The sequence below is a fragment of the Rhodobacter aestuarii genome, assembly GCF_900156655.1.
Taxonomy (GTDB): Bacteria; Pseudomonadota; Alphaproteobacteria; order Rhodobacterales; family Rhodobacteraceae; genus Rhodobacter; species Rhodobacter aestuarii.
Map to the genome: position 1 here is coordinate 82,938 of NZ_FTOG01000001.1, position 25,404 is coordinate 108,341.

At 60.7% G+C, this 25,404-nt stretch carries 20 protein-coding genes; 6 read left to right on the forward strand and 14 right to left on the reverse strand.

The window, feature by feature from the left end:
• Positions 1-7: 7 nt before the first annotated feature.
• Genes BW967_RS00360 through BW967_RS00380 form a run of 5 tightly spaced genes read right to left on the reverse strand, consistent with a single transcriptional unit; the run spans position 8 to position 4,093 of the window.
• Entirely contained in the window at positions 8-796 is a 789-nt protein-coding gene (locus BW967_RS00360) for an ABC transporter permease (protein WP_076483057.1), read from the reverse strand.
• The gene (locus BW967_RS00365) at positions 793-1,515 is read right to left on the reverse strand and encodes an ABC transporter ATP-binding protein (protein ID WP_076483058.1); all 723 of its coding nucleotides are present in this window, start codon (positions 1,513-1,515) and stop codon (positions 793-795) included. Before BW967_RS00365 ends, BW967_RS00360 begins: the two co-directional genes overlap by 4 nt.
• Positions 1,508-1,957, reverse strand: a complete 450-nt coding sequence (locus BW967_RS00370; RefSeq protein WP_076483059.1) for a cupredoxin domain-containing protein — start codon at positions 1,955-1,957, stop codon at positions 1,508-1,510. The genes BW967_RS00365 and BW967_RS00370 overlap by 8 nt, the downstream gene beginning before the upstream one ends.
• A 9-nt stretch (positions 1,958-1,966) precedes the next feature.
• Positions 1,967-2,929: a YVTN family beta-propeller repeat protein gene (locus tag BW967_RS00375; protein WP_076483060.1), complete on the reverse strand. Its 963-nt coding sequence runs from the start codon at positions 2,927-2,929 to the stop codon at positions 1,967-1,969.
• Positions 2,930-4,093 carry an ABC transporter substrate-binding protein gene (locus tag BW967_RS00380; RefSeq protein ID WP_076483061.1) on the reverse strand — a complete coding sequence of 388 codons (1,164 nt, stop codon included), beginning with the start codon at positions 4,091-4,093 and terminating at the stop codon, positions 2,930-2,932.
• A 116-nt stretch (positions 4,094-4,209) separates the two neighbouring features.
• Here BW967_RS00380 and BW967_RS00385 point away from each other — a divergent pair, with 116 nt between their 5' ends.
• From BW967_RS00385 to BW967_RS00410, 6 genes are all read left to right on the forward strand, one after another.
• Positions 4,210-4,749, forward strand: coding sequence for a tetratricopeptide repeat protein (locus BW967_RS00385; RefSeq protein WP_076483062.1), 540 nt, complete (start codon positions 4,210-4,212; stop codon positions 4,747-4,749).
• Between the two features lie 105 nt (positions 4,750-4,854).
• Positions 4,855-5,253, forward strand: coding sequence for a c-type cytochrome (locus BW967_RS00390; protein WP_076483063.1), 399 nt, complete (start codon positions 4,855-4,857; stop codon positions 5,251-5,253).
• 127 nt (positions 5,254-5,380) lie between these two features.
• Complete coding sequence (locus BW967_RS00395; RefSeq protein ID WP_076483064.1) at positions 5,381-7,156, forward strand: PQQ-dependent methanol/ethanol family dehydrogenase; 1,776 nt, start codon at positions 5,381-5,383, stop codon at positions 7,154-7,156.
• A gap of 160 nt (positions 7,157-7,316) precedes the next feature.
• Entirely contained in the window at positions 7,317-8,024 is a 708-nt protein-coding gene (locus tag BW967_RS00400; protein ID WP_108188567.1) for a response regulator, read from the forward strand.
• A 36-nt stretch (positions 8,025-8,060) separates the two neighbouring features.
• Positions 8,061-9,218: an FIST N-terminal domain-containing protein gene (locus BW967_RS00405; RefSeq protein ID WP_076483065.1), complete on the forward strand. Its 1,158-nt coding sequence runs from the start codon at positions 8,061-8,063 to the stop codon at positions 9,216-9,218.
• Positions 9,211-11,460 carry a hybrid sensor histidine kinase/response regulator gene (locus BW967_RS00410; RefSeq protein WP_076483066.1) on the forward strand — a complete coding sequence of 750 codons (2,250 nt, stop codon included), beginning with the start codon at positions 9,211-9,213 and terminating at the stop codon, positions 11,458-11,460. Before BW967_RS00405 ends, BW967_RS00410 begins: the two co-directional genes overlap by 8 nt.
• Positions 11,461-11,503: 43 nt before the next feature.
• Here the strand turns inward: BW967_RS00410 and BW967_RS00415 are convergent, their stop codons facing one another.
• The 9 genes from BW967_RS00415 to BW967_RS00455 form a co-directional block, all read right to left on the reverse strand.
• Entirely contained in the window at positions 11,504-13,756 is a 2,253-nt protein-coding gene (locus tag BW967_RS00415; RefSeq protein ID WP_076483067.1) for a molybdopterin-dependent oxidoreductase, read from the reverse strand.
• Between the two features lie 118 nt (positions 13,757-13,874).
• Positions 13,875-14,120 (reverse strand): hypothetical protein, encoded by a 246-nt coding sequence (locus BW967_RS00420; protein WP_076483068.1) that lies wholly within the window; start codon positions 14,118-14,120, stop codon positions 13,875-13,877.
• Positions 14,121-14,296: 176 nt separating this feature from the next.
• Positions 14,297-15,601: an HlyD family type I secretion periplasmic adaptor subunit gene (locus BW967_RS00425; protein WP_076483069.1), complete on the reverse strand. Its 1,305-nt coding sequence runs from the start codon at positions 15,599-15,601 to the stop codon at positions 14,297-14,299.
• A gap of 8 nt (positions 15,602-15,609) precedes the next feature.
• On the reverse strand, positions 15,610-17,739 hold the full coding sequence (locus BW967_RS00430) for a type I secretion system permease/ATPase (RefSeq protein WP_076483070.1): 2,130 nt from the start codon (positions 17,737-17,739) through the stop codon (positions 15,610-15,612).
• Between the two features lie 31 nt (positions 17,740-17,770).
• Positions 17,771-19,120, reverse strand: coding sequence for a TolC family protein (locus tag BW967_RS00435; protein ID WP_083951828.1), 1,350 nt, complete (start codon positions 19,118-19,120; stop codon positions 17,771-17,773).
• 3 nt (positions 19,121-19,123) lie between these two features.
• Positions 19,124-19,327 (reverse strand): DUF6447 family protein, encoded by a 204-nt coding sequence (locus tag BW967_RS00440; RefSeq protein ID WP_076483072.1) that lies wholly within the window; start codon positions 19,325-19,327, stop codon positions 19,124-19,126.
• An 18-nt stretch (positions 19,328-19,345) separates the two neighbouring features.
• The gene (locus tag BW967_RS00445) at positions 19,346-19,576 is read right to left on the reverse strand and encodes a hypothetical protein (RefSeq protein ID WP_076483073.1); all 231 of its coding nucleotides are present in this window, start codon (positions 19,574-19,576) and stop codon (positions 19,346-19,348) included.
• Positions 19,577-19,622: 46 nt separating this feature from the next.
• Complete coding sequence (locus BW967_RS00450; protein ID WP_076483074.1) at positions 19,623-20,273, reverse strand: hypothetical protein; 651 nt, start codon at positions 20,271-20,273, stop codon at positions 19,623-19,625.
• The gene (locus BW967_RS00455; RefSeq protein ID WP_076483075.1) at positions 20,270-24,883 is read right to left on the reverse strand and encodes a cadherin domain-containing protein; all 4,614 of its coding nucleotides are present in this window, start codon (positions 24,881-24,883) and stop codon (positions 20,270-20,272) included. The genes BW967_RS00450 and BW967_RS00455 overlap by 4 nt, the downstream gene beginning before the upstream one ends.
• Positions 24,884-25,404: the final 521 nt, after the last annotated feature.

Here is a 25,404-nt window from a genome sequence, read left to right on the forward strand (position 1 = left end):
TCGGGCTTTAATCGCGCTTCGGGGGGCGGGTGCGGGCCGGTTCAAACCCCCAAAGCGCAAGCGCAAAAAACACCGCCGTTGCCCCCGCCACCACCGCGAGCGACAGCGGCTCAAGCTGGCGGTAAAGCGCAAAACGGATCAGTTCGACCGCATGGGTGAAAGGGTTGAGTTTGCACAGCAGCGCCAACACCGGAGAGGATTCTTGCATCTTCCAGATCGGGTAAAGCGCTGAAGACAGGAAAAACATCGGGAAGATGACGAAATTCATCACCCCCGCGAAGTTCTCCAATTGCCGAATGCGGGCCGAGAGAAAGAGCCCCAAGGCCCCAAGCATCAGGCCAGACAGCACCACCGCGGGCAGCGCCGCGACATAGCCCAAGGGCGGAAGATGGATGCCATAGGCGTAAGCGATGCCCAAAAACGCCGCGACCTGCAACAACCCCACCAGCGCCCCGGCCACCAGTTTTGCCCCGAGCAAAAACCAGCGCGGCCAAGGCGCGGTGAGCATCAGCCGCATCGTGCCGCTTTCGCGGTCATTCACAAGGCTCAGCGAGCTTTGCATCGCTGAAAACAGCAAGATCATGCCGCACAGCCCCGGCGCGATATAGGTCTCGTACGTAATATAAGTGCGATAGGGCGGGATGATGGACAGCCCCAGCGCCGCACGAAACCCCGCCGCAAAAACGACAAGCCAGACCAGCGGGCGCACAAGTGCTGCAAAGAACCGCTCGCGCTGGGTCAAAAACCGCGCCAACTCGCGCGCCATAATCGCGCCTGCCGCGCGCAGAGCGCTCATGCTGCGGCTCCGGTGCGGGCCAAGAACCAATCCGCAAGCGGGACCTCTCCCCGCAATTGGCCAATGGCCCCCGTGGCCGCGACAGTGCCCCGGTGCAACAGCACCATCTCGTCACTATCGTGCAATTCATCGACCAGATGCGTGGCCCAAAGCACGGTGATCCCAGTTGCGGTCAGATCATGCACATGCGCGGTGATTGCCGCACGGGCGGGGGCATCCAGCCCGACGGTGGGTTCATCAAGCAACAAAAGCTTCGGGCGGTGGAGCAGCGCGCGGGCAATCTCCATCCGCCGCCGATGCCCGCCATTGAGCTTGCCGACTTTTTCGCCCGCGCGTTCCGCCATGCCGAGCCGGGTGAGCGCTTCTGCAATCCGGCCCTCGGTCTCGCGCCGGGCAAGCCCTTGCAGCGCAGCGAAATAGCGCAGGTTTGCGGCCACGGTCCGGTCTAGGTCATGGGTGGGCTGTTGAAACACCACACCAATCCCCGCCAGCGCCTTGCGCGGCGCGCGCCCCATATCCACGCCCTCCACCGTCACCACACCGGGGCGCGGGCGAATAAGCCCCGTCAGCACCGCCATCAGCGTGGATTTGCCCGCGCCATTGGGGCCAAGAAGCGCGCAAAACCGCCCCGCGGGCAGGGTGAATCCCACCTCATCAAGTGCGAGCTTCGCGCCCCAGCGGTGGCTCAGCCCCGCAACATGGAGCGCAGGCTCATTCAATGGTGATCGCCAGCCGCTGGCTTTCGCCGGTTGAGCCGGGGATCGACAGCGCATAGCTGCCCGGTTTTACCGCGATGAAGGTGATTTTCATCGTGCCGGGATCGTCAAATTCAAGCGAATGCAGCCCGGTGGGGCGCACTTCCAACCCCTCGATCACCACTTCATCGACCCAGATCGCATGGAAAAAATCCGCCCCCGCAAGGCCAATTTCCCCCGAGCCATCCGATGTAATTTCGACCGAGTAATACCCGCCCGAGCGCAGTTCCCACGGCCCGCCCAAAGGCTCGCCCACCGAAAGCATCACCTCGGGCAATTTTGTCCGGTTTGGTGCGGCCATCAGCCCGGCAAGGGGGCGGGCGATCTCATCATCATCGTCCGTTTCGGCCAAAACAGGGGCGGTGGCGAGCCCCGCCACAAGCAGGCAAGAAAGCAAAAAACGCATCGTCTCTCCTTAGTTCGCAGTCGGGCGCGCCGCCGCGCCCCAGGGGAAGCGGCCCACTTTGATCGTGGCAACCGGGGCGAGCGTGGCGACATCTATCGCCGTCACATCGCCCGAAACGCCATTGGTGGTGAAAAGAAGGGTCTCATCAGGCGACAGCGCCATATGCCAGACGCGGCGGCCAACAAGGATGTACTCTTCCACAGAGAAACTTGCTGCATCGACCACGGCGAGATGGTTCGCAGGCCCCAGCGCCACAAAAACCTTGGTGTGATCGGGCGAAAAATGCATCCCAACGGGTTGCAGCTTTTCGGGCCGGATGCCGGGGATTCCAAAGGTGATCTTGCCCTTTTCCATCTGCGTGGCAGTGTCAAAGATCGTCACCGTGCCGCCAATTTCCGAACTCACCCAAAGCTCACCCCCATCGGGGGAAAATTCGGCATGACGCGGGCGCGCATCCACCAGCGTGTTGGCGGTAATTTCATGGGTCGCGGTGTCGATCCAATGCGCCATATTGGTGGTTTCTGAGGTGGTGACCTGCACCTTGCCATCGGGGGAAATGCCCATCCCCTCTGGCTCAATGCCCACATCGATTTGCGCCACCACCTTGCGGCTTTGCGTATCGACCACTGTGGTCACGGCATCGTTTTCATTGGCGATGTACAAAAGCCGATCATCTGGCGCGATCACGAATTGCTCTGGGTCTTCGCCCGAGGGAAGATCGTGCAAAATCTCGCCCGTATCCGGGTCCATCACCTGCACCGCGTCGCTATCTGAGGCACAGATATAAAGGCGTTTGAAATCGCGCGAAAAGGTCACCCCGCGCGGGCGTTCGCCGGTGGGGTAAGTGTGGGTGACTTCAAGCGTTTCCACATCAATCACGCTCACCGTGTCATCGGCCTCATTCGTCACCCAAATTTCATCGGCCAAGGCAGGTGAGGCAAGGAGCGTGGTCAGCAAAAGGGCGCGCAGCATTTAGCCTCCAAAGGCAGTGCAAAGGGTTTCGGGGCGGTCGGGGCCGAGCGTGTCAAGTTCGTTATGCGCGTGCAAAAAGCCTTCAAGCGGCGCGAGCGCGATCACCGCGCGTTCGGTCACCAGCGGGATCGGTTGGCGCATCTGCCCATCCCACGGCCGAAACGACAGCGGACGGCCCAGAAATCCCGCGATCCGCGCTTTTTCTGAGGTCAGATAGGCACGCAGGGCTTCCGGCGTGGCCGATCCCGCGCGGGTGCGCGCATCGGAAATCGCCGCCACCGCCACCCAAGCGGCATAATCTTCGGCGCGCATTTCGCGGCCAATGGCGGCGCGGAAGCGGTCTTGCAATTGCGCGGCACCGTTTTGTTCCACCACGCCCGACCAGCCGCGCGGCACCAATCCTTCCGAGCCCGCAATGGGCCGGGGCAGCCATGTGTTATAGGGCAAATAGCGGGCAAAATCGCCGCGTTCATCGGCCACAAGCAAAATGTCATGTTTGGGCAGGTCTTGGGTGAAAAGCGGCACCTCCGCCGCGCCAGAGCGGCGCATATCGGCGGTAAGCGGCCAGTCTTTTTCCCCGCTCAGGGCAAGGCCAAATTTTGTGAGGCTCGCTTTCAGCGCCTCGGCATAGGCCGCATCTTCGGGTTGGGGGCCAGAGATCAGCGCCAAATCCGTCCAGCGTTTTGCGACCAAAAGCTGCGCCAAAGCATCGGTGCGCATCGCGACCGAGGGCAAGGTGTGCAGCACATTCGCCCGGCAATCCGCACCGCGCAAACGCGTTTCATCGGCGCCAGTGTTGAGGATCAGCGCGCCTTGCGCTTGCGGCAGATCGGCCAAGGCTAGCAGATCCTTTGCCGGGGCGCGGGTGATCAAGATTTGCGCGCCATCGGCCAGCGCGGCTTTTGCAACTTCCAGAAAATCCGCCTCGGGCGGCACGACGGTTTCTTGTAACGCCCAGTCGATGCCCAGAAATTTGCCTGTTTTGGCAATGTCTTTCAGGCTCAGCCGCGCCCCTGCAAGACCAAGGTCGTCTGGGTCGCCTTGCAGGTTTGACAGCACTGGCGGCGGCACAACTTGCCGCTCGATCCAATCCAGCCGCAGGGCCTCGGCCTGCGCCGAAGCGCAAGCCAGCCCCAAAGCCGCCGCTGTTGCCAAAAGTTTCATGTCTCTCTCCCTTCGCGCAGTCCATCCGCCCCCGTGCGCGGGCGCAATACGACCAAGGTCTAGGGAAGCGGCACTGGGCGCCGTGCTAGCCTGCCAAAAGCAACAAGGAGGAAACCATGAAGGCACTTTTTCACACCGGCCTTGGGCTTCTTTGCGCGCTCACCCCCGCTTTGGCTGAGGAGGCGGGCGGAGAGTTGAACCCGCCGGAGATGAGCCTTGAGCGGGTGCTGCGCGACACCGAGCGCGGCGAAGCGTCGATGATGAACTGTGCCTCGGGTTATTTCCTCACCAAATCGGGCGATCATAGCGGCGCGCGCGAAGTGTTTGGCCTTTGTGCCGAAAAGGGCTGGACCGGGGCGATGACATGGATGAGCGCCCTTGAAGATAACGGTCTTGGTGCACCAGAAGACCCGGCCAAAGCGGCGGAATGGGACCGCCGCGCGGCAGAGGCGGGTGACCCGATTGGCCAATTCAACCATGGGCTGGATTTGCTGCGCGGGCGTGGCGGCCCGCGCGATATTGCGGCGGGCCGGGCGCTGGTTGACAGTGCTGCGCAGGCTGGGCTCGCACAGGCGCAGCAGTTGCGCGACGCGGGCTATGATTGGCGCGCGGTGACCCCCGATGCCGATGAAGCGCGCTACTTGCCGCAAGGCTAAGCCCCCGATCTGCGACCAAAGTCTTATGGCGGTCTTGATACGGATCAACCGAGGCTGTGGGGCGCGGACCTAATCTGCACCTGCGCCGAAGACAGGAGACGGACCATGAAAAGAAGCTTCATCCTAGCCGCCGTGCTGGCCCCACTGCTGGTCACGGGGCTTGCCGCAACGGCGCAGGCCGACCCGACGGAGCGCATCAAAGTGGATGCCGGGCGTCAGTTCTTTGATGCCAATTGCCACCGTTGCCACTCGGTCGATGCCGATAAAGCGAGCTATGGCCCACTGTTGGAGGGCGTAGTCGGGCGCCGCGCGGGCACCTTTCCGGGCTATCCCTATTCCAAAGCGCTGCAAGGCGCGGGCTTTGTCTGGACGCCGGGCGCGCTTCGGGCTTGGATGGAAGCCAATGACGAGCTGCTGCCGGGGACGAAAATGCGCCATGTCGGCATCACTGACCCGACGGTGCAAGATTTCATCGTCACCTATCTGGCCAGCTTGCAACCCTAAGCACCGCATCGGGCGGGTCGTAAGACCAATGGACAATACCCGCCCGTTTGCCCCTGCCCGATACTCCTCCAATGCCTGATCTACCCCCTTCCCGAGAGGTGGACAGGACGACAGGGAGGACTACGCGATGAACCGTTTCGTTCTGGCCACGGTGCTGGCCATTTCCTGCATGGGGGCAGTGGGAGGCGCCCAAGCAGAGGTTACCGAGCAGGATCTGCGCGCCGATCAGCAAACCGTGGGCGATGTGCTCACCAATGGCATGGGGCGCGATCTGCAACGCTTCAGCCCGCTGACCACGCTCAACCGCGACAATGTGGAAAACCTCGTTCCGGCTTGGGCCTTTAGCCTTGGCGGCGAGAAGCAGCGCGGCCAAGAAAGCCAGCCGATTGTCTATGACGGGGTGATGTATATCACCGGCTCTTATTCGCGCCTTTACGCGATTGATATCCATACCGGCAAAGAGCTTTGGCAATATGATGCGCGCCTGCCCGAAGGCATTTTGCCCTGCTGTGACGTGATCAACCGTGGTGCGGCGATCTATGGCGACAATGTCTATTTCGGCACGCTCGATGCGCGGATCGTGGCGCTGGATCGCAAAACCGGCGACGTGGTCTGGAACAAGAAAATCGCGAGCTACAAGGAAGGCTATAGCTACACCGCTGCTCCGCTCATCGTGAATGGGCTGGTGATCACCGGCAATTCGGGCGGTGAATTCGGCATTGTGGGTGAAGTGCAAGCGCGCGATGCGGCCACCGGCGAACTCGTTTGGACCCGCCCGGTCATCGAGGGCCACATTGGCACGCTCAACGGCGAGCCTTCCACCATGACCGGCACGCTCAATGCGACTTGGCCGGGGGATATGTGGAAAACCGGTGGCGGGGCCACGTGGCTCGGCGGCGCTTATGATGCCGATACCGATACGCTGGTCTTTGGCGCGGGCAACCCGGCGCCGTGGAACAGCCATTTGCGCAACGCGGGCACCCCGGTTGAAGGCAACACCGGCGACAACCTTTATGCCGCCTCGCGTCTGGGCATTGACCCGGCGACGGGAGAGATCAAGTGGCACTTCCAAACCACCCCGCGCGAAGGCTGGGATTTTGACGGCGTGAACGAGGTGGTGGGCTTTGTCGACCGCGAGGGCAACAAGCGCTACGCCACCGCCGACCGCAACGGCTTTTTCTACATCCTCAACCGCGAAGACGGCAAATTCGTCGCTGCCTATCCCTTTGTGAAAGACATCACTTGGGCGAGCGGGATCGATGAAAATGGCCGCCCGATCTATAATGAAGACAACCGCCCCGGTGCCCCGGATGCGGCGGCCGAAGGCGGCAAGGGCCAGCAGGTCTTTGCGGTGCCAAGCTTCCTTGGCGGCAAAAACTGGATGCCGATGGCCTATAGTCAGCAAACCGGCCTTTTCTATGTGCCCTCGAACGAATGGGGCATGGATATCTGGAACGAGCCGATTTCCTACAAAAAGGGCGCGGCCTATCTGGGGGCGGGCTTCACGATCAAACCGCTCTTTGAAGACCATATTGGCTCGCTCAAGGCGATCGACCCGAACACCGGCGAGGTGAAATGGGAATACCAAAACCCGGCCCCGCTGTGGGGTGGCGTGATGAGCACGGCGGGTGGGCTGGTCTTTACCGGCAACCCCGAAGGCGAATTCATGGCCTTTGATTCCGAAACCGGCGAAAAGCTTTGGTCGTTCCAAACCGGCTCCGGCATCGTCGGCCAGCCGATCACTTGGGAACAAGATGGCGAGCAATATGTCTCGGTCATCTCCGGCTGGGGTGGCGCGGTGCCGCTTTGGGGCGGCGAGGTTGCCAAGCGCGTGAACTACCTCAACCAAGGCGGCACGGTCTGGACGTTCCGTCTGCCCAAACAGCTGGCCAGCGTGAACTGAGCCACACCACTCACGGAACTTTGCGCGCCCGGGGCAACCCGGGCGTCTTTTCGTTTTTCTTGCCTGAACCGCCTCCGAATGCGACCATTGGACAATGTGGGGCAACCGCGCGGCTTGCTAGGTTTGGGTACGAGGATTGGAAGAGTTTACAGGATCGCCGATGACCATGGCCCCCCAAGATGTGCGCCACATAGAATTTCGCTCGGCGTTGATTGTCGACGATCATCCGCTGTTTTGCGATGCGCTGGCGATGACGCTGCAAACCGTGGCAGGGATCGAAGCGATTGCGAATGCCGATTGCCTTGAAAGTGCTTTGGCGCAGGTGGAAGCGGAGGATGCCTCTGCCGATGTGATTGTGCTCGACCTCAATCTGCCCGATGTGAACGGGCTGGATGGCCTCACCCGGCTGCGCCAAGCCGCCCCTGACTTGCCGATTGTGGTGGTCTCTTCCATCGACGACCCGCGCGTGATCCGCGCCGCCATTTCCGCAGGCGCGGCGGGGTTTGTGCCCAAACATTCGCGTCGGGAACTGTTTCGCGCGGCCTTTGCCGCGATTGCGCGGGGCGAGGTTTTCGTGCCCGAACAAACCGGCGACAGCCTTGCCACGGGCGATGGGATGACCGCGCAAGATGAGGCGATCCGGCGGCTGAGCCTGCTCACCCGGCAGCAGGCCAATATTTTGGAACAGATCTGCGCGGGCAAGATGAACAAGCAAATCGCCTATGATCTGTCGATTGCAGAAACCACGGTAAAGGCCCATGTCACCGCGATCATGCGCAAGTTGGGCGTCTATTCGCGCACCCAAGCGGTGTTGCTTGCGCGCGAAGCCAGCACGTCCCCCTTGCCCGAAGCGTGGCGCAAGCCCTAACCTGTCGTTCCACCGCGCATCAGGGAGGAGGCTGCGATGGATCCCAAGACCCCCGCGCCCGATCTGGGCCCGGTGCATGCCTCTGTGCCTGCACATCTGCCTGACCCGCTCGCCGCGCTGGCCGAAGCGCTCGGCCCCGGCCCATTTGCGCAGGTGTTTTTGTTTGCGAGCCCGGAGGCCGATCTAAGCAATTTCGTCGCGCGAGCGCAGGCAGTGTTTGCCCCGGCGCGGACCTGCGGTTGCACCACCTCGGGCGAGATCACGGCGCAGGGCTATGACACCGGGCAGATTGTGGCCTTTGCCCTGCCTGCTGCGAGTTTTGAGGTTGAGCAGGTGGTGATTGAGCATCTGGAGGCGCTTGATCCGCGGCTGTTAATCGCGGATTTGCTGCGCGCCCGCCAAGCTTTGGGGCGCCGCGCTCCGGAATGGACCCAAGAAGTGGCTGTGTTGCTGATTGACGGTCTTTCGGGGCAGGAAGATGCGCTTCTTGGGGCGCTGTCTGGTGGGTTGGGCGCGGTGCCGGTCGTGGGCGGCTCTGCGGGCGACGCCGCCAAGTTTGAACGCGCGCAAGTTTTTGCGCGCGGGGCGCAGCGCGAGAATGCGGCGGTGCTGACCTTGATCCGTTCAGCCCATGAATTGCGGCCCTTTTGTTTTGCGCATCAAACGCCGACCACCCGCCGGATGGTGGTGACGCGCGCAGATCCGGCCAAGCGGCTCGTCGCACGGATCAATGATGAGCCGGCCGCACAAGAATATGCGCGCATGCTGGGCCTCGATCTTGAGCAACTCACCCCCTACACCTTCGCGGCCCATCCGGTGCTGGTGCGGGCGGGCGGGCGGCATCATGTGCGCTCAATCCAGCAAGTCGCGCCCGATGGCGGGTTGATGTTCTTTGCCGCGATTGACGAAGGGCTGGTGCTGACGCTTGCGCGCCCCGGCGATATGGTCGCGCATCTGCGCGGCGCGCTGGAGGATCTTTCCAGCCCGCAAGCCCCGCGCGCGATTTTGGCGTTTGATTGCTTCTTTCGTCGTCTTGAGGCGGAAGGGCGCCAGTTGGGGCGCGCGCTTTCTGAAATTATGGCCGCGCATCAGGTGTGTGGCTTTTCTACCTATGGCGAGCAGGTGGGCGCGATGCATGTGAACCAAACGATGACCGGTCTTGCTTTCTTTGCCCCGGAGGCTGCGCATGAATGACCCTTGCAGCCCCCCGGTTGGCCTAAACGCCGCGCGCGCGCTTTTGGACCGCAATGATCCGCCCGAGCGGCAGACAGAGAAGCTTTTGACCATTGTCGAGGCGCTCATCCGCCGCGCCGAGGAAACCACCGAAGATCGCGGCGCCGCTTGGGCGCAGTTTCAGCGCGCCGCCATGTTGGAAGATCAGGTGCGCGACCGCACCCGCGACTTGGAGCGTGCGCTTGATCTGCTCAATGCTTCCAACGCTCGTCTTGCCAAGGCGCATCGCGAAACAGAGGCCGCGCGGCAAAACCTCGCCTCCGCGATTGAAACCATTCAGGAAGGCTTTGCGCTTTTTGATGCGAATGATGTGATGGTGTTGTGCAATTCGCGTTTCAACGCGCTCTTGCCCGATATTCGCGCGCAAATGCAGCCGGGGCTAAGTTTCACGCAGTATATCGACTGCGCGGCAGGGTCGGCGCATTTGGGGATGCCACCGGGCATGAACCGCGCGGATTGGCGGCGGATGCGGCTCGCGCGGCACCAACAGCACCATTTTATTTTGACCCAGCAGATGGGCGAAGACCGCTGGGTGCAGGTGTCTGAGCACCGCACGCATGAGGGTGGCACGGTGATCTTGCAAACCGAGGTCACGGACCTTGTGCGGCGTGAACGCGCCGCGCGCGGCCAGTTGCGCGATGATCAAGCCGCCGTGCTGCGCCCCACGCTGGAGCACCTTAAAATCGGCGTTTGTCAGTTTGACCTGCGGCTGCATCTTTTGGTTTGGAACGACCGACTCGTTGAGTTTTTGAAACTGACGCCCGGCGCGGTTTGGCCGGGGATGCATTTCGACGAGATCCTGACCCTCTTAAGCGGTCGTTTCACCTTCCCCGGCGGACAAAGCGTGCGGCAATTGTCCGATTGGGTGCGACGCGCCCAGCGCCCAGAGACCTTCCAAATGGAGGTCACGCGCGAGGGCAGCCAAGTCTATGAAATCTTTGCCAAGGAACTCCCCGATGGTGGGTTTGTGCTGTCGCTGGAAGACATTACCCAGATGCGGACGACCTTGGCCGAACTCAGCCGCGCCAATGAAACGCTGGAAGCGCGGGTGACAGAGCGGACATGGGAATTGGAAGACGCGCTGGCGAGTGCCGAACGCGCCAATGCCTCACGCGCGCGGTTTGTGGCAGCGGCAAGCCATGACCTTCTGCAACCGCTTTCAGCGGCGAAACTCTATCTTGCCTCGCTTGGCGATGATGCGCTGACGGAGGCGGCAGGGCGCACGCTTGATAAGGCGCAAAACGCGCTGATGTCGGTCGAGGGGATTTTGGGCGCGCTTTTGGATATTTCCCGGCTGGAATCTGGCCGCGCGGCGATTGAGCCTGCGCCCTTGGCGCTGGGCCCCGTGTTTCGGCAATTGGCTGATGAATTTGCCCCCGCCGCCGCGCTGAAGGGGCTTCGGCTGCGCATTCGCCCAACCGAGGCGATGGTGATCTCGGATCGGGCTTATCTGCGGCGTATCTTGCAAAACCTGATCTCCAATGCGCTGCGCTATACCGAAACGGGCAGCGTTCTGGTGGCGGCACGCAAGCGTGGTGGGCAATGGCGTGTAGAGGTGCGCGATTCCGGTCTGGGCATCGCAGAGGCCGAGCAAGAACTGATCTTTCGCGAGTTCCATCGTGTGGATGCCCATGCCTCAGCTTCTGAGGGGATGGGGCTTGGCCTTGCCATTGTGGACCGGGCCGCCGCTTTGCTCGGCCATCCGCTTTCACTACAAAGCGCACCGGGGCGCGGTTCCACCTTCGCGCTTGATTTTGCCGTAGCGTGCAAACAGCCAAGCCAAGAACCCGAAGCGGATGCGGCGATGGGGCGAGACCCAGAGGCGGGCGATGTTTTGGTGTTGCTGGTGGAAAATGACCCGGAACTTTCGCGCGCCATGGTGCAGTTGCTCGAAAAATGGGGCGCAAGCGTGTTGGATGTCAGCAGCGGTGAAGAGGCGTTGGATTTGATCGCCTCGACCGGGGTGGAGCCGGATCGGCTGTTGATTGATTACCAATTGGGGAGCGGGATTGACGGGTTGGAATGCCTGCAAAAGCTGCAAGATATGCTGGGCCAAGTGCCCGCGCGGCTTGTAACCGCAGATCGCAGCGAGGAAATGCGGGCACGCGCCAAGGCGCTGGGCGTGAGCGTGCTGCAAAAGCCAACCCCCACCGATGCGCTGGAAGAGTTTTTGTTCGGCGCCGTTCCTGCGCGAAAGGCTTGAGGCCTATGTGAAACACCGCGCCAAGAATTGGCGTGAATGAAGGCTAGTCGCGCAGGTGCGCAACCTCCACCAAGGCGCTATGCGCGGCGCAGCCTTGGCCAAGGCGGGAGGTGCCCCGATCCTGTGTCAGCACATTGGGGTTGCCGTTTGGATCAATCTCTTCTCTCGGCCTCCCCATCCACGCCCCAGTCGGCAGCGCCACCACACCTTGCAAGATCGCATCAGACACTTGCGCGCGGGCGCGGCAGGCCCCGCGGGCGTTGAACACGCGCAAAAGATCGCCGGTGTTCACCCCGCGTGCTTTTGCGTCTTCGGGGTGGATCAGCAGCGGGGCAGGGCGCGCGCCTGCCGCATCGGCCAAGGCGCATTCAAGTTGGCTGTGCAGCTTGTCGCCGGGTTGGGGCGAGACAAGATGCAAGGGCGCAGCCTCGGTGGCGGTGCCCAACCATTCTGTGGGGGGCAGCCAGACCGGATGGCCGGGGCAATCTGGATAGCCAAAGCCTGCGATTGTGGCGGAGAAAATCTCAATCCGGCCCGAAGGTGTGGGGAGCGGGTGGTTTGCCGGATCTGCGCGGAAGGGCGCGAAAAGCGTTTGGTTCGGGCCCTCCTCCTCAATCGGCAAGCGCACCCAGTTGCGCGCCTTGAGGTCGTCAAGTGTTGGCACCAGAACGCCCTTTTCCAAAGCCGCGGTGCGATAGTCTGCATAAAGCGCTTCGGTCCAGTCTGCGGCGCTGCGCCCCTCGCTAAAGGTCGTGCCCGCGCCGAGCCGTTGTGCCAAGCCGCAAAAAATTTCGTAATCATCCCGCGCCGCGCCCACCGGCGGGATCAGTTGCGGCATGTGAAAGAGATAGTCATCAAGGTTGGTGCGGCCGATATCTTCACGCTCATAGGGCGTTGTCGCCGGAAAGACGATATCGGCGCGCTGGGCGGTGGCTGTCCACCACGGCTCATTCACAATCACCGTTTCGGGCTTTTGCCACGCGTCATGCAGGGCATTCAGATCTTGGTGGTGGTGATATGGGTTGCCGCCCGCCCAATAGATCAGCCGAATATCGGGGTAGCGCATTTGGTGCCCGTTGAAATCATAGGTCGCACCGGGGTTGCGCAGCATGTCACCGATCCGCGCGACAGGGATGAAGGTGGTGACCGGGTTGGTCAGTTGCGGCAAGGTCATGCCAGACAGCCCCAAGAGCGATTTGCCGACCCCGCCAATCGCCCCATAGCCATAGCCTACACCACCACCGGGCAGGCCGATTTGGCCGAGCATCGCCGCCAAAACGGCAGACATCCAATAGGGCTGTTCGCCATGTTCGGCGCGCTGCAAAGACCATGCGACGGTGATCAAGGTGCGGGTTGTGGCCATACGTCGGGCCAGCGCGCGAATATCATCTGCCACCACTCCACACAAAGGCGCGGCCCAATCGGGCGTTTTCGGCACCCCATCGCTTTCGCCCATCAGATAGGGGCGGAACTGATCGTAACCCACACAATGGCTTTGCAAAAACGCCTGATCGGCCAGCCCCTCTCTTTCGAGCACATAAGCAAGTGCCAGCATCAGCGCGGTGTCAGAGCCGGGGCGCAGCGGCATCCAATCACAACCCGCGGGCGCATCGCCGCGCTGCGGGCCAATGTTGAGGCAATGCATCCCTTTTTCGGCAAAGCGGTCAAACCAGCTCAGCGTTTCATGCCGGGTGATGCCGCCCATGCTGACTTGAGCGTTTTTCGCATTGATCCCGCCAAACATCACCAAGGTTTCAGTGTGCTCTAGGATGGTTTGCCAACTGTCTTGATGCTCATAAAGCAGCGATAGGAAATTGACGCCAAAGACATGCGGCATGATCGCTTGCGCACAGCCGGTGGAATAGCTGCCAAAAGAGGCAATATAGCCGCCGATACTATTGAGAAAGCGGTGAATTTGGCTTTGCGCATGATGAAAGCGCCCGGCCGAGCCCCAACCGTAAGAGCCGCCAAAGATCGCCTCATTGCCATGTGTCTTGCGAATGCGGTCAATTTCTTGCGCCGCGATGTCGAGCGCCTCATCCCATGGAAGTTCGACAAACGGGTCACTGCCGCGCCCTTCGTGCCGCCGCCCCTCAAGCCAGCCGCGCCGAATGGAGGGGCGCGCGACGCGGGACCGGTGATGCACGGCGGCGGGGATCGCTTTGGCAATGGCTGAAGGGGCGGGGTCTTCGACAAAGGGGCGGGTGGCGATGATCCGGTCCGCTTCGACATCCACTTCAAAGGCGCCCCAATGGCTTGTGGTTACCTTAGTGTGCCGCTTTGACTGATCTGCCATTTGCCCGTCTCTTCATGTCTTCCGGCGTCAATCTACCCGGTTTCGCGCAACCAAGGGAAGCGCGGTATGAGGCCGAGACGATGGATTGACGCGCAGACGGGTGGCTTGGCCGCGCGGGTCAGTTGCGCTCTGTCACATCTTTCAAATGGCGCCGCAACAGGTCAACCATGCGGCGCGAACTGAGCCCGTCTTGTTGTTTGAAAGCGACCAGAAGGCGCTCTGTCTCGTCAAGACCTTCTGTATTTTCCAATGTCTTAAGGGTGTCTTGAAAAGCTTGGCTCCGGCAGGGCGATGCCATGCCCCCTAGGCGCATCTGCGCTTTGCGCGCAACGATACGCGCCACAGAAATGCGGCGTCTATACATACTAAACCTCTTGCTTGGGCCCGAATGGCAAGCCGTAATGGGGAAGTCTAGCCATATAATTTTAGCTGTGTCAGCTAACTATTTGCCGCTCGAACAGTTGGCCCCAACCCTGCATGAAAGCGGGCGGAGAGATGGACTTTGTGCAACAAATCTGTGCGGTTGGCCGCCACTTTGCCTTAATCGCGCAAGGCGAGTTCCTGCACCTTTGCCATTGGCTGCCAAAGGTATTCCAACACGGTGCGTTTGCCCGAAAGAATGTCGATCGTGGCGGTCATGCCGGGCAGGAAGGTAACGGGCTTTTCATTGACCAATAGCTCGCCCTCAATCGCCACATCCACCAGATAATAGCTTTGCCCGCCCGCTTGTTCATCGACCATCGCATCGGGGCTGATCCGCGTCAGACGGCCATCGACGGCACCATATTTGGCTGAATCATAGGCGGAAAAGCGAATCCGCACTTGGTCATCGACACGCAGGCTTGAGATGTCTTTGGGCTCAATGCGCCCTTCCACAATCAGCCCTTCGCCGGTGGGCACCATCTCCAGCAACACATCGCCACGATTGACGTAGCCGCCGGGTGTGCGGAAGTTGAGCCGGTTCACGATCCCATCCATCGGCGCGGTGACGACGGTGCGGCTTACCCGTTCGCGCAGTTGCGGCAGCGCTTCTTCCAACTCTGACCGCTCGGCCATCACTTTGGTGAGTTCGTCAATCGCCTGAAGCCGATAGCTTTCGCGGGCATGAGCGGTTTCGCTGTCGATTTCATTGATGCCGGATTGGGCTTGGGCAATCGCCACTTTCGCGCGGTCATGTTCGCCGCGCGCGCGTTCCAATTCGCGCTGCAATTCCAGCAGCCGCGTCGCAGGGGCAATTTTCTCGCGCACCAGTGGCTCCACCACGGTGATTTCTTCTTCCAAAAGCGCCATCGTGCGCGCCATCGCCTCTACCGTCGCTTCGGCGGATTGGCGGTCTTGCACACGTTGCGCGCGGCGTTGTTCGAGCACCGCGATTTGGCCGGCTAAATCGGTCTGCCGGGCGCGAAACAGGCTTTCTTCGCTTTGTGCGACCTCTGGGGAACGGGCGGCCAGATCCGGGGCGACGCTATAGGCTGTTTCGTTCAGTTCCGCCTTCAGCCGGGCCTCGCGCAGCGACAGCGCCGCCTCGCGTTGGCGCGCTTGGTTGAATTCGCTTTCGGCCTCAACCGGATCAAGCTCAAAGAGCAATTCGCCCTTTTGCACGGCAGAGTTCTCCGCAACATAGCGGCGCAAAATCACCCCGGCTTCGGCGGCCTGCACAAGCTGGTTTTGCGCGGCAGAGACCACGCGGCCGGTGCCACGGGTGACATTGTCGAGTTCGGCAAATTTGGCCCATGTCAGAAGCGCCACAATCAAGACAAGGACCACCGCCAAGATCGCTGAGCCGCCAAATCCCTCGCGCCCCGCCATTTGTCGCGACAGTGTTTTGAAATCAGCCTGAGACATGGTGCCCCCTAACGCTGCGCGGCGCGCAGCTTATCGGGGGTGGTGTCGGCGATCACCGCCCCCTGATCGATCACCAGCACCCGGTCCACCATATCAAAGAGGCTATTGCGGTGCGTCACGGCCACCACCGTGCGCCCCGCCGCCCAACCGGCCAAACGCTCCAGAACCACGCTTTCGGTGGCGCGGTCCATCGCGCTTGTGGGCTCATCGAGCAGCAACATATTGGGGTTATGGAGAAGGGCGCGGGCAAGGTTGATGGATTGGCGCTGCCCGCCCGAGAGCCCCTCGCCACGCTCTTTCACGGCCATGTCATATCCCTGCGGATGGCGCCCGACGAAATCATCAACCCCGGCCACTTTGGCGACCTGCAAAAGATGGGCGTCATCATATTCGTAAAAGCCCATTTGCAGGTTTTCCTTGAGCGTGCCGGAAAAGAGCCAGCTGTCTTGCAGCATCACGCCAAGATTGCGGCGCAGGTCCGACCGGTCGATCTGGCGCAGATCAACGCCATCAATCAAGACCGAGCCCTCTGTCGGCTCCACTAGCCCCGCAAGCAGCCGTAAAAGCGTGGATTTGCCAGAGCCCATGCGGCCCACCAAAGCAAGCTTTTGCCCGGCTGGGATCTTTAGGCTCAGATCGCGCAGGACGGGGGCTTTTGTGCCGGGGAAAGTGTAGCTCACCCCACGCAGCTCAATCTCGCCGCGCAAAACGGGGCGGCTGAGCCGGGGGGTGGTTGTTGCCTCGGGCGTTTCACTTTCGGCCATGAAGGCCGACAGCGAGCGATAGGCTTGCCGCGCCGCATTGGCGCGCGACAGAGCGGCGGCCAATTGCGAAAGCGGCGCCAAAGCCCGCCCGCCAAGGATCACGGCGGCAATCATCGCCCCCATCGTGATGCTGCCTTCTTGGATCAGGAAAACGCCAAAGAAGATGGTCGCCACCTGCGCGAGTTGCTGGGTCGAGCCCGCCGAGTTGATCGCCAGTTGCGACAGCATCCGGTTGCGAAAGCCCAGATCGGATTGGGCGTCGACCGCTTCTTCGAACCGGCGCCGCATCAGCCGCCCCGAGCCTGTCGCCTGCACCGTTTCCAGCCCGTTCAGCGTTTCGACAAGCACCGCTTGTTTTGACATGGCGCTGGTCATGGTGCCTTCGGAGATGCGCGCCAAGAAAGGTTGCAGCACCAGCCCGACGCCAATGACAACCGGCACGGCGACGAAATGCACCAGCGCCAAGGGGCCAGCGATCATCCAGATCACCCAGATGAAAAAGAAGATGAAGGGCAGATCGACCACGGCCAAGAGCGTGGCCGAGGTGAAAAACTCGCGCAAAGTGTCGAATTCGCGCACGATGCTGGCCATCGCGCCCGAGTTGCGCACTCGTGTATCGAGCCGCATCGACAAGATCCGCTCGAAGATTTGCCGCGACACGCTCAAATCGGCGCGCTTGGAGGCATGATCGACAAACTGCCCCCGGAGCGTCTTGATAATAAAGTCAAAAGACAGCGCGATCAGCACGCCGATGGTGAGCGCGATCAGGGATTCTGTGGCGGCATTTGGCACGACCCGGTCATAGACGACCATCGTGAAAAGCGAGACGGAGAGACCAAGGAAGTTGGTCACCATCGCCGCAATGATCACTTGCGCAAAAAGCCAGCGGCTTTGTTTGAGCGCGCCCCAAAACCAGTCGCCATTGCGTTGGGGCGAGGCGCTGCCTTTGCGAGACAACAGGAAATAGGGGGAGAGCAGGCTGCGCCAGAGGTCTGCGGGCAGCACCTCTTCGGGGCTTTCCCCCTCGAATCGGATCACGCGCGCGCTGCCGTCTTTTTCAATCGACACGATCAGCACCGCATGTTGCGCAGCGTCAAAGCCAATCGCCGGGCAATGGCCGGGGCGCAGATCGGCAGGGGGCATTTCGCCAAAGCTTGCGTCATGGCCCAGATGCGCCAGCGCGGAAACGGCGGCGCGCGGGTCAAACCGCTCGCCCACAAGGTCTGGCAAATCGCGCACTGCACCCTCGGAAAAGGCTTTTCCCGAGAGCGCGAGCAGCTTTTGCACGGCCAAGATCAGCGTTTTTTCCGCCATTGGGTCTGAGGTTTTCGCGCTTTGCGCATCCTCCGCAGAGAGGCTGGTCACAGCGGTCATCTGCGGCGCTCCTTCATGCTTGGCGCCAAAGTCATGGGGCGTCCACCCCAACAATCTGCGCCAGATCACCGGTGCCCGCGGCAATCTCGATCTGCGCCAGCATGAGCGCGGCCTGCGTTGTGATCTTGCGTTCCTCGGTTTGGTAGGCTTCGACCTCGGTCGCGATCAGGGCCCCCAGATCGGATTGCCCGGTGGCGATCTGAGACCGCGCTGTGCGTGCGTGTTCGGCCAGCAGCGTGGCCTTTTGCGCCAGAAGGCCCGTTGTGCTGTGCAGGGTTTGCAGTTGCGCAACGGCGGCGCGATGTTCTGCCCGCGCGCTGCGTTGCGCATCGGCCAAGGCCGCTTCGCGCGCGGCGACGGTTTGCGTGCTGGCCTCTAGCTGCGCCTTGCGGCGCCCGCCATCGTGGAACGTATAGCGCAGTCGGACCCCCGCCATCACATCCGAACTGTCGTCGCTTTGCATGGGCGTGGTCGCACCCACCTGCACGCTGACTTCGGGCCGGAACCCGGCTTGGGCTGCCGCAACGCCCGCCCGCGCGGCAATCAAGGCTGCGGCGGCGCGTTGCAAAATTGGCGCCTGCCGCCACGCATCTTCGCGCTGGGCTTGGCGCAGTTTTTGTGACGGCAATTGTGCCGCGCCAAGCCGTGCGGGGGCGGCCCCAAAGCGCTGTTCGAACCGGATCCGTGCATCGGCAAGTTCTGCGGCAAGATCGCGGCGCATCAGCTTGACATCAAGCGCTTTTCCTCGCGCCGTATCTAGCGCGCTACGGTCAAACGTCCCGGCACTCGCCAGCCGTTCGATTTGACCGATCATCTCATCCATCTGCGCAGCCCGACGGTCGAGCGCGGCAAGCCGCGACGCCGCCGATTGCCAATCAATCCAAGCGCGCGCGGCCTCTAGTAAAACCGCGTTTTCCTGCACCCGCCGCTCTGCCCGGGCAACAAGGGCTTCGGCGGTGCTGCGATCCACCTGCGCGGTGCTGGCGCCCCCATCGTAAAGCAGTTGCGTCAAGGTCAGATCACCACTCGCCCCAGTGGTCTTGTCGGGGGTGGTGCCGCCATGTTCTTCGATCCGGCCCGCCATTGCCGAGCCCGTAAGTTGCGGGCGCCGCCCACTTTGGGCCACCGCAATTTGCGCCTCTGCCTGTGCTTCGCTGGCCCGCGCTGCACGATAGCCGGGATCGGCCAGCAAGGCATTGCGCAGCGCGGTGGTGAAATCTTGCGCCACCTTGCCCGAAAGTGCGGTGGTCGGCGCGGGCTCTGCAATCCCAGCAGCCAGCCGCATATCTATTTCTGATTGCATCAGTTGCAGCCCGTCGGTCTGCGGCGCACAGGCCGCAAGCACCAGCGCGCCGGTCATCAAGCGTATTGCGCTGTGCATGTCTTACCCTTTCACCGCCGCAGTTTTGGCGACCTCGGCCTTCAGCGCGGCCAGATAGGTTTGCCGGGCGGTCTGGAAGGCAAGCACCTCGCCCTGCAAGCGCCGCAACTGCTTTTCGACGAAATCGAGATTGGCCAGATGCGCCTTGCCCAGATCGCTCAGATCCTCTGAATTGAAATCGAGATCCTCTATCTTGATGCGTGGCATGCGCCCCCTCCCGGAGCTTTAGAAGTCATCAAGGAGCCGCGACAGATCGACCCCCGACTGTTGTTTGACCACCTCGGCGCGCAACTCGGCCAGATAGGCGGCGCGCGCCTTCAGCAGCACCTCGCGCATCCGCAGCCGCTCATCAAGGTGATGTTGCACCTGAGCAATCTGCTTGGCCAAGGCTTGGCCGCCCGTGCTCAGATGCGCGATCTCGTAGTCCTGCCCCTCAAGCGTGATCTTGTCGCTCATGTTTCGGCACGGCTCCATGCGCGCGTATTGGGGGCGGTACAGGGCATCAAAACACCTTCGCCAGAAGAGCAAGGTTCACGGCCCGGTCGTAGCGGCTTGCGGTGTAATCCAGCCGCAAACGCATCTCGCGCCCATCGCCCAGTTGCGGAACCGCGACCCGCCAACTTGCCGCAAGCCGGGCCTGCGGGAAGGTGCGGGTCAGCGTATCGGTCATGTGCCAGCTGCCCATATCTGTTTTCAGCTTGAGCCGCTGATGCGTCACAAACAGATCGGCCTCCAACTCCATCCAAGGTTTGGGGGCCCAAGTGGCATAGGGACCGACAGACAGATCCCAGCCCGTCAGGCGCGCCTGCGTGGGATCGGTGAAATGCACCGCCCCGACGTAAAACCCTTCCGGATAATTCACCTTGCCAGAAACGCTGTGGAGTTCTCCGGTAAGGCCAAAGCGCATTGCGCCAGTCTCTCGCAAGCCCTGCCGCGCGGCCACAAACAGCGTTGGGCGCACGCGGGTATTGCTTGGGGTGCTGCTCTCTGAGCCAGAGGTGGAGAAGCCGAAATCACTGCCCGCGCCCCCAGAGCCAGAGGTCGGAAGGCGGAGGTCAGACGTGGCCCCCAAAAACAGCTCGAAAGCGCCTGCGGGTTTCCCCGCAAGCGCCAGAAGGATTGTGCCGATAAGGCAGGCGAAATTCAGTCTCATGAAGTGGCAAGCACCTGACTGTCGAGGAACCCACCCGCGAAGCTTGAAAGATCATCCGCTTCCAAGCCCACAAGCGTGATCGCCCAATCTTCACCGGGGTTGCTCAGTTCCGTCACCGGGGTGGTGCCGTCATCTGCAGTGTATTCGGCGATGAGTTGGCTAGGATCGCCCGGACCGACCTGCGAGTCTTGAACAGCTGCGAAGAAATCAGCGATTTTGTCGACATCCAGCGACAACACGCTATCGCCCGCGATGCTGTAGTCGATGCTAAGTGCGAGCGCATTGATGCCATCATCCAAATCGCCAAGATAGTCTTGGATATTCGAGAGGATGTCATGAAGCGCGACATATTCTGCTTCGGTTAGCCAGTTGCCAAAGCCATCGAAACCCCAGCCGTCAATATAACTGGGTTCTCCGCTTAGCTCCGGATCGATTCCGCCTTCCCACGTTTCGCTCCAGCCTAGGATATTGCTCTCTTCATCAATCCAATAATAACCGGAAGAGGGACCGTCTCCGTACTCGTAATACGTTGAGGTGAAATGATAAAAGATAGAGAGTTCCTCGTAAGTCTCCGTGTAGTTAACAGTCGTATCTCCGATCTGTTGCTGGCCCGGGTTCCATTCTCCTGATTCCACATAGAACCCGGCCATGGCGGCATCGATGAAGGCTTCGGCGCCACCTGCGGCGTCAATCATGCCCTCGATCAAGCCGGGCAGGCCATCGACCGCAATCGTGAAGACATGATCGCCTAGCGTATATGTCAGGCTCTGTGCCGTATCGGTGCTGTCAAGGCTGACGGTGGCAAGGGTTGTGCCCTGTGCCATCATCGAAATGCCGGTCATGTCGATCAGGTCATTGAGCCCAGAGAGCAGGGTCAAGGCCCCGTCCAGATCGGTTGCGGAGGGGTCCAACGCAACGGTTTCGATCGTCTCCCAAAGCGCAATATAATCAACGATCTGGTTGCCGAAGCTGCCGTTGAGCACCAGCGTATCCATTTGGCCCGTGGTCACGCCTTCAATGAAGAACTCCATCCCATTGGCGGTATTGGACAGTGAGGCCAGAAGATCGCCATTTGAATCTTTAATCTCCATGGACACAAAGCCACCCGAAATCGTCAGATCATTGAAGTCACCGCTCGCACTAAAGTTTTGAATGGTGGTGATCAGGCTTTCAACGGAATCGGGGTTGAAATTGACGAAGTTGAAGGCGACGGAATTGCCCGAAATATTGCTTGTGACCGTAATCCCGCTAGAGGACACGGTGGGCGACAAGTCGTCCAAACCGGTGCTGAAGATGTCATCAAGAACCATGCTCCACGCCGGGTAACTTGCAAAAAACTCGGCGGTCGCCCCTTCAACAGTTGAGAGAGCCGCCTCATAACTTGCGCCCGCCGTTGCGAAAAGCGTAGTATCCACCGTCAGATGTACCAGCGGATCGACATTGGTGAGGCTCACCGTCACATCCTGACTGTCGCTCAGCCCGCCCTTATCTGTCGCCACAACGGTAAAGCTATATTCCGATTTGGCTTCATAATCCGGATAGGGCGCCTTTCCGCTAAACTCGATATCGCCGCTGTCTTGATCAATATGGAAGTACTTTGCATCCACCCCGGTGAGCGAGAGGGTGACCTCGTCGCCGCGATCAACATCGCTCGCCAGAGCGTTCAGGACGTAGGTATCTCCGTCAAGGTCCTCAGATAGGGTCACGCTCTCGGCCGAGAGCATCAACTCCGGCGCTTCATTGACATCCTCAACCCAAATCGTGACGAAGCTAGGACGCGCCAACTGCCCGTCTGCCTGCGTCGCAATGACCGTCAGATTGTATTGCTGTTCGGTCTCGTAATCCGGTGACACTTTAAAGCTGATTTCGCCGGTGGACTGGTTGATGCTGAACGCGTCCGGATTGGTACCAAGAAGCGAATAGATGATGCTTTGCCCTTCCGGGTCCTCGGCCAAAGCTGTCGTCACGAGCAAATCCGTGGTGTTCTCGTCAACGATGACGAATTCGTCCGGCGTGACTGTCCAAACGGGGCGCTCGTCCACATCCTGAACGGTGATCGTCACGTTCTCGCGGGTTTCATTCACACCATCCGAGACGACAATGGTCAGCGCATACTGATCTTGCATTTCATAGTCAGGAGGCGTGTTCAGGGCCACAGACACTTGGGCGGAACCGCCATATCCGCCAACATTCTCCGCGATTGCGGTTGGGCCGAGCGAGAATGCATCTTTATCGTCCCCTTCCAGCGCGAAGGTTAGGCCAGTGCTATCTTGATCGATGGCCGAGACCGTGAAGCTGAAATCAATCGTATTTTCATCGACCTCCGTGGGCGAGATCGCGGTGATCTCTGGCGCTTCCGGTACATCTTCCACGGTAACGGTGATGTCGCGCGTAACCGTGTTTGCTCCGTCAAACACGCTCACGGTAACGCTATAGCTGTCTTTTGCCTCGTAATTGGGCGAGGCTTTGAAGCTGATCGCGCCCGTCGCGCTATCAATGGTGAAGGCCGCATCATCGGCGCCCGAAAGCGCATAGGAAAGGGTGGCACCCGCGTCTTCGTCCGTTGCCGTTGCGTCTACCAAAAACAGATTGGTGGTGTTTTCCGCCACCGAGAGCGCGCTTTCCCAATCGTCAAACACCGGGGCGTCGTTGACGTCAGTGATGGCCACGCTCACGGCTTGGTCGACTGTACCACCGTTTCCATCGCTGGCGGTCACCGTGAAGCTGTAGCTCGCCTGTTCTTCATAGTTGGGCGTATCTTTGAAGCTGATTGCGCCTGTCGCCGCATCAATGGTGAAGGCGCTCGCATCATCGCCCGAAAGCGCATAGCTGAGCGTATCGCCATCTTCATCGCTGGCTTGTGCCGTGACCAAGGCCGGATCGGCGATGTTTTCATCAACGGTCAGGTTGCTTTGCCATTGCTCCATCACGGGGGCATCATTGGCATCTGTCACCGAAACGGTGATCTCTTGCGTCTCGGTGGCAATGCCGTCTGTGACTTCGACCTGGATTTTGTAGGTTTTTTGCGTCTCGTAATCGGGGGAGCCGTTGAAGCGGAGCACACCGGTCGCGGCATCAATGGTGAAAGCATCCGCGTCACCGCCCGAGGTGAGCGCATAACTCAGCGTATCGCCATCTTGGTCGCGCGCCGTGACCGTGACGACTTCTGCGTCGACAGTATTTTCGGCGATTTCGGGGCTGCTATCGAATTTTCCAAAGCGCGGCGCGTCATTGGCGTCGGTGATCGTCACGGTCACTTGGCGCGCGGTGCTTTCCAGACCATCATCGGCGGTAACGGTGAAACGGAAGCTCGCCTTTTCTTCGAAATCCGGTTGGTCGAGGAAGGTCACTTCGCCGGAGGCTTCATCAATGAAGAATTTATCCGCATCGGGGCCCGTCAAGCCGTAGGTGATCGTATCACCATCGGCATCGGTCGCGGCTGCGGTCAAAACGACAAGCGTGCTGGTATCTTCCGAGACCGTCACCTGACCGCTCCAATCCGTCATTTCAGGGGCGGCGTTGGTGGCAATGTCTTCCACCATGGCGGCGGCAACCCCATCATCCCCAAGAGGGATATTCCCTGAGCCGGATTGATTTGCTTCAGCCAAAGCTGCGGCTTTGGCTTGTTCAATCAACTCAACAACCAGTTGATAGGCTGGGACCATCTCGCCATCACCCAAATCTGTGACGGCCGCAATTTGCATCAAGACTTCTTCGAGGGCATTGATCAGGTCAGCTTGCAACCCCGAAAGAACTTGGTGTGTTACGCCACCTTCGGCTTCTTGCACCACTTCCTTGGCGAGCAGATCGTCAATCACCTGATAGATCATCGCGCCGATCGAGTCAAAATCGTCGTCCAATCGACCGGCCACGACTTCTTGCACAAGGTCATATGCGGTTTCGCCTTCAAGGCCTGCGGCTTCCAGTACGGCGGTCAAGGTATCAACAATCGCCATGATCTGTTGGGCGCGGCCTTCCGCCACCAACGCGAGGGTGGGGTCGGTTCCGTCCGCATAGGGGTTGAAGGTCGTCGGATCGAATTCCCCTGCCTCAAGCCCCAAAAGCGTGCCCAAAGCGTCTGCGGACCAGCCCTCTTCTTGCATCATCGTGGTATAAGCGCTGATGACGGTCGAGCCAGCCGGCGCGGTAAAGGTCTCGCCCTCGCCGTACACTCGGCCCGAGGTGGTATCGACCGCGCCTTCCAGATTGGCGATGATGGGGGCGCCGGGGTCGATGTCGCCATCGGCCAGCAGGAAGCTCCCGTCGGAGCCGGTGATGCCATAGGCTTCACCTTCGTCGAAGACACCGTTGTCGTTGTTATCCGAGAACACAAAGGCCCCTTCCACCGGGCCCTTCACAACAACGCCGCTGGTTCCGTTGGCCGAAGACCCGGAGCCGCCGCTGCCTCCGCCTTGACAAGCGGCCAAGGCGAGCACCGAAACCGTCGCCATGCCGCCTTGGGCCAGTCGACGTTGCGCCTTGAAAGGGGTGGGGCGGGCGCGCAGTGCGGACCCGTCTGTTTTGGCTGCAACGATCGGTTCGATCGAAGAGAAAAGCGCGAACTGATCCGCAGCCACGGTGATGCGGTCAAAAGTGACGGTGTCTTTCATCGAACGAATAGCCCCCAATAAACTTAGGGCAGCAAAAGGCCGCCCTTAGATACTGGTCAAATTCTGCACCTCGCGCGGCGCGCCACTCGAATTCTTTCGACAGCCGGAAATCGGCCTAATAGCAATTGTCGCGCACCGCGGCCCCTCCCGAGCAGCCAAAGGTTTACGCAAAATCAACCATCAACATAATTGTGAGGGTTCTTGATTCCTGTCAATTACTGAAAACCTTAGTTTATGGGCCTTTTCTGCCTGCTTGCCACCCATTGGTTGAGCGGCTGTTCTCTGGCAAGCGCTAAGGCGGAATCGCTTGGCAGTGCTTGCGCGCCTGTCCGTCCATTCCCCAACGGGGGAATTGTGGGCATGGCTTTGAAACGCCACGCTAGGCCCGTCGCACCGACGCCAAGGGGCCGCAATGGGGCGGTTGCCTGCTTTTGTGGGCCATAAACCCGTTACAGATTCGCGGTAAACCTTTGCTTAATATTTGGAGCGCTCGGGATTTTCCTTCGCTCTAGCACCGCTTC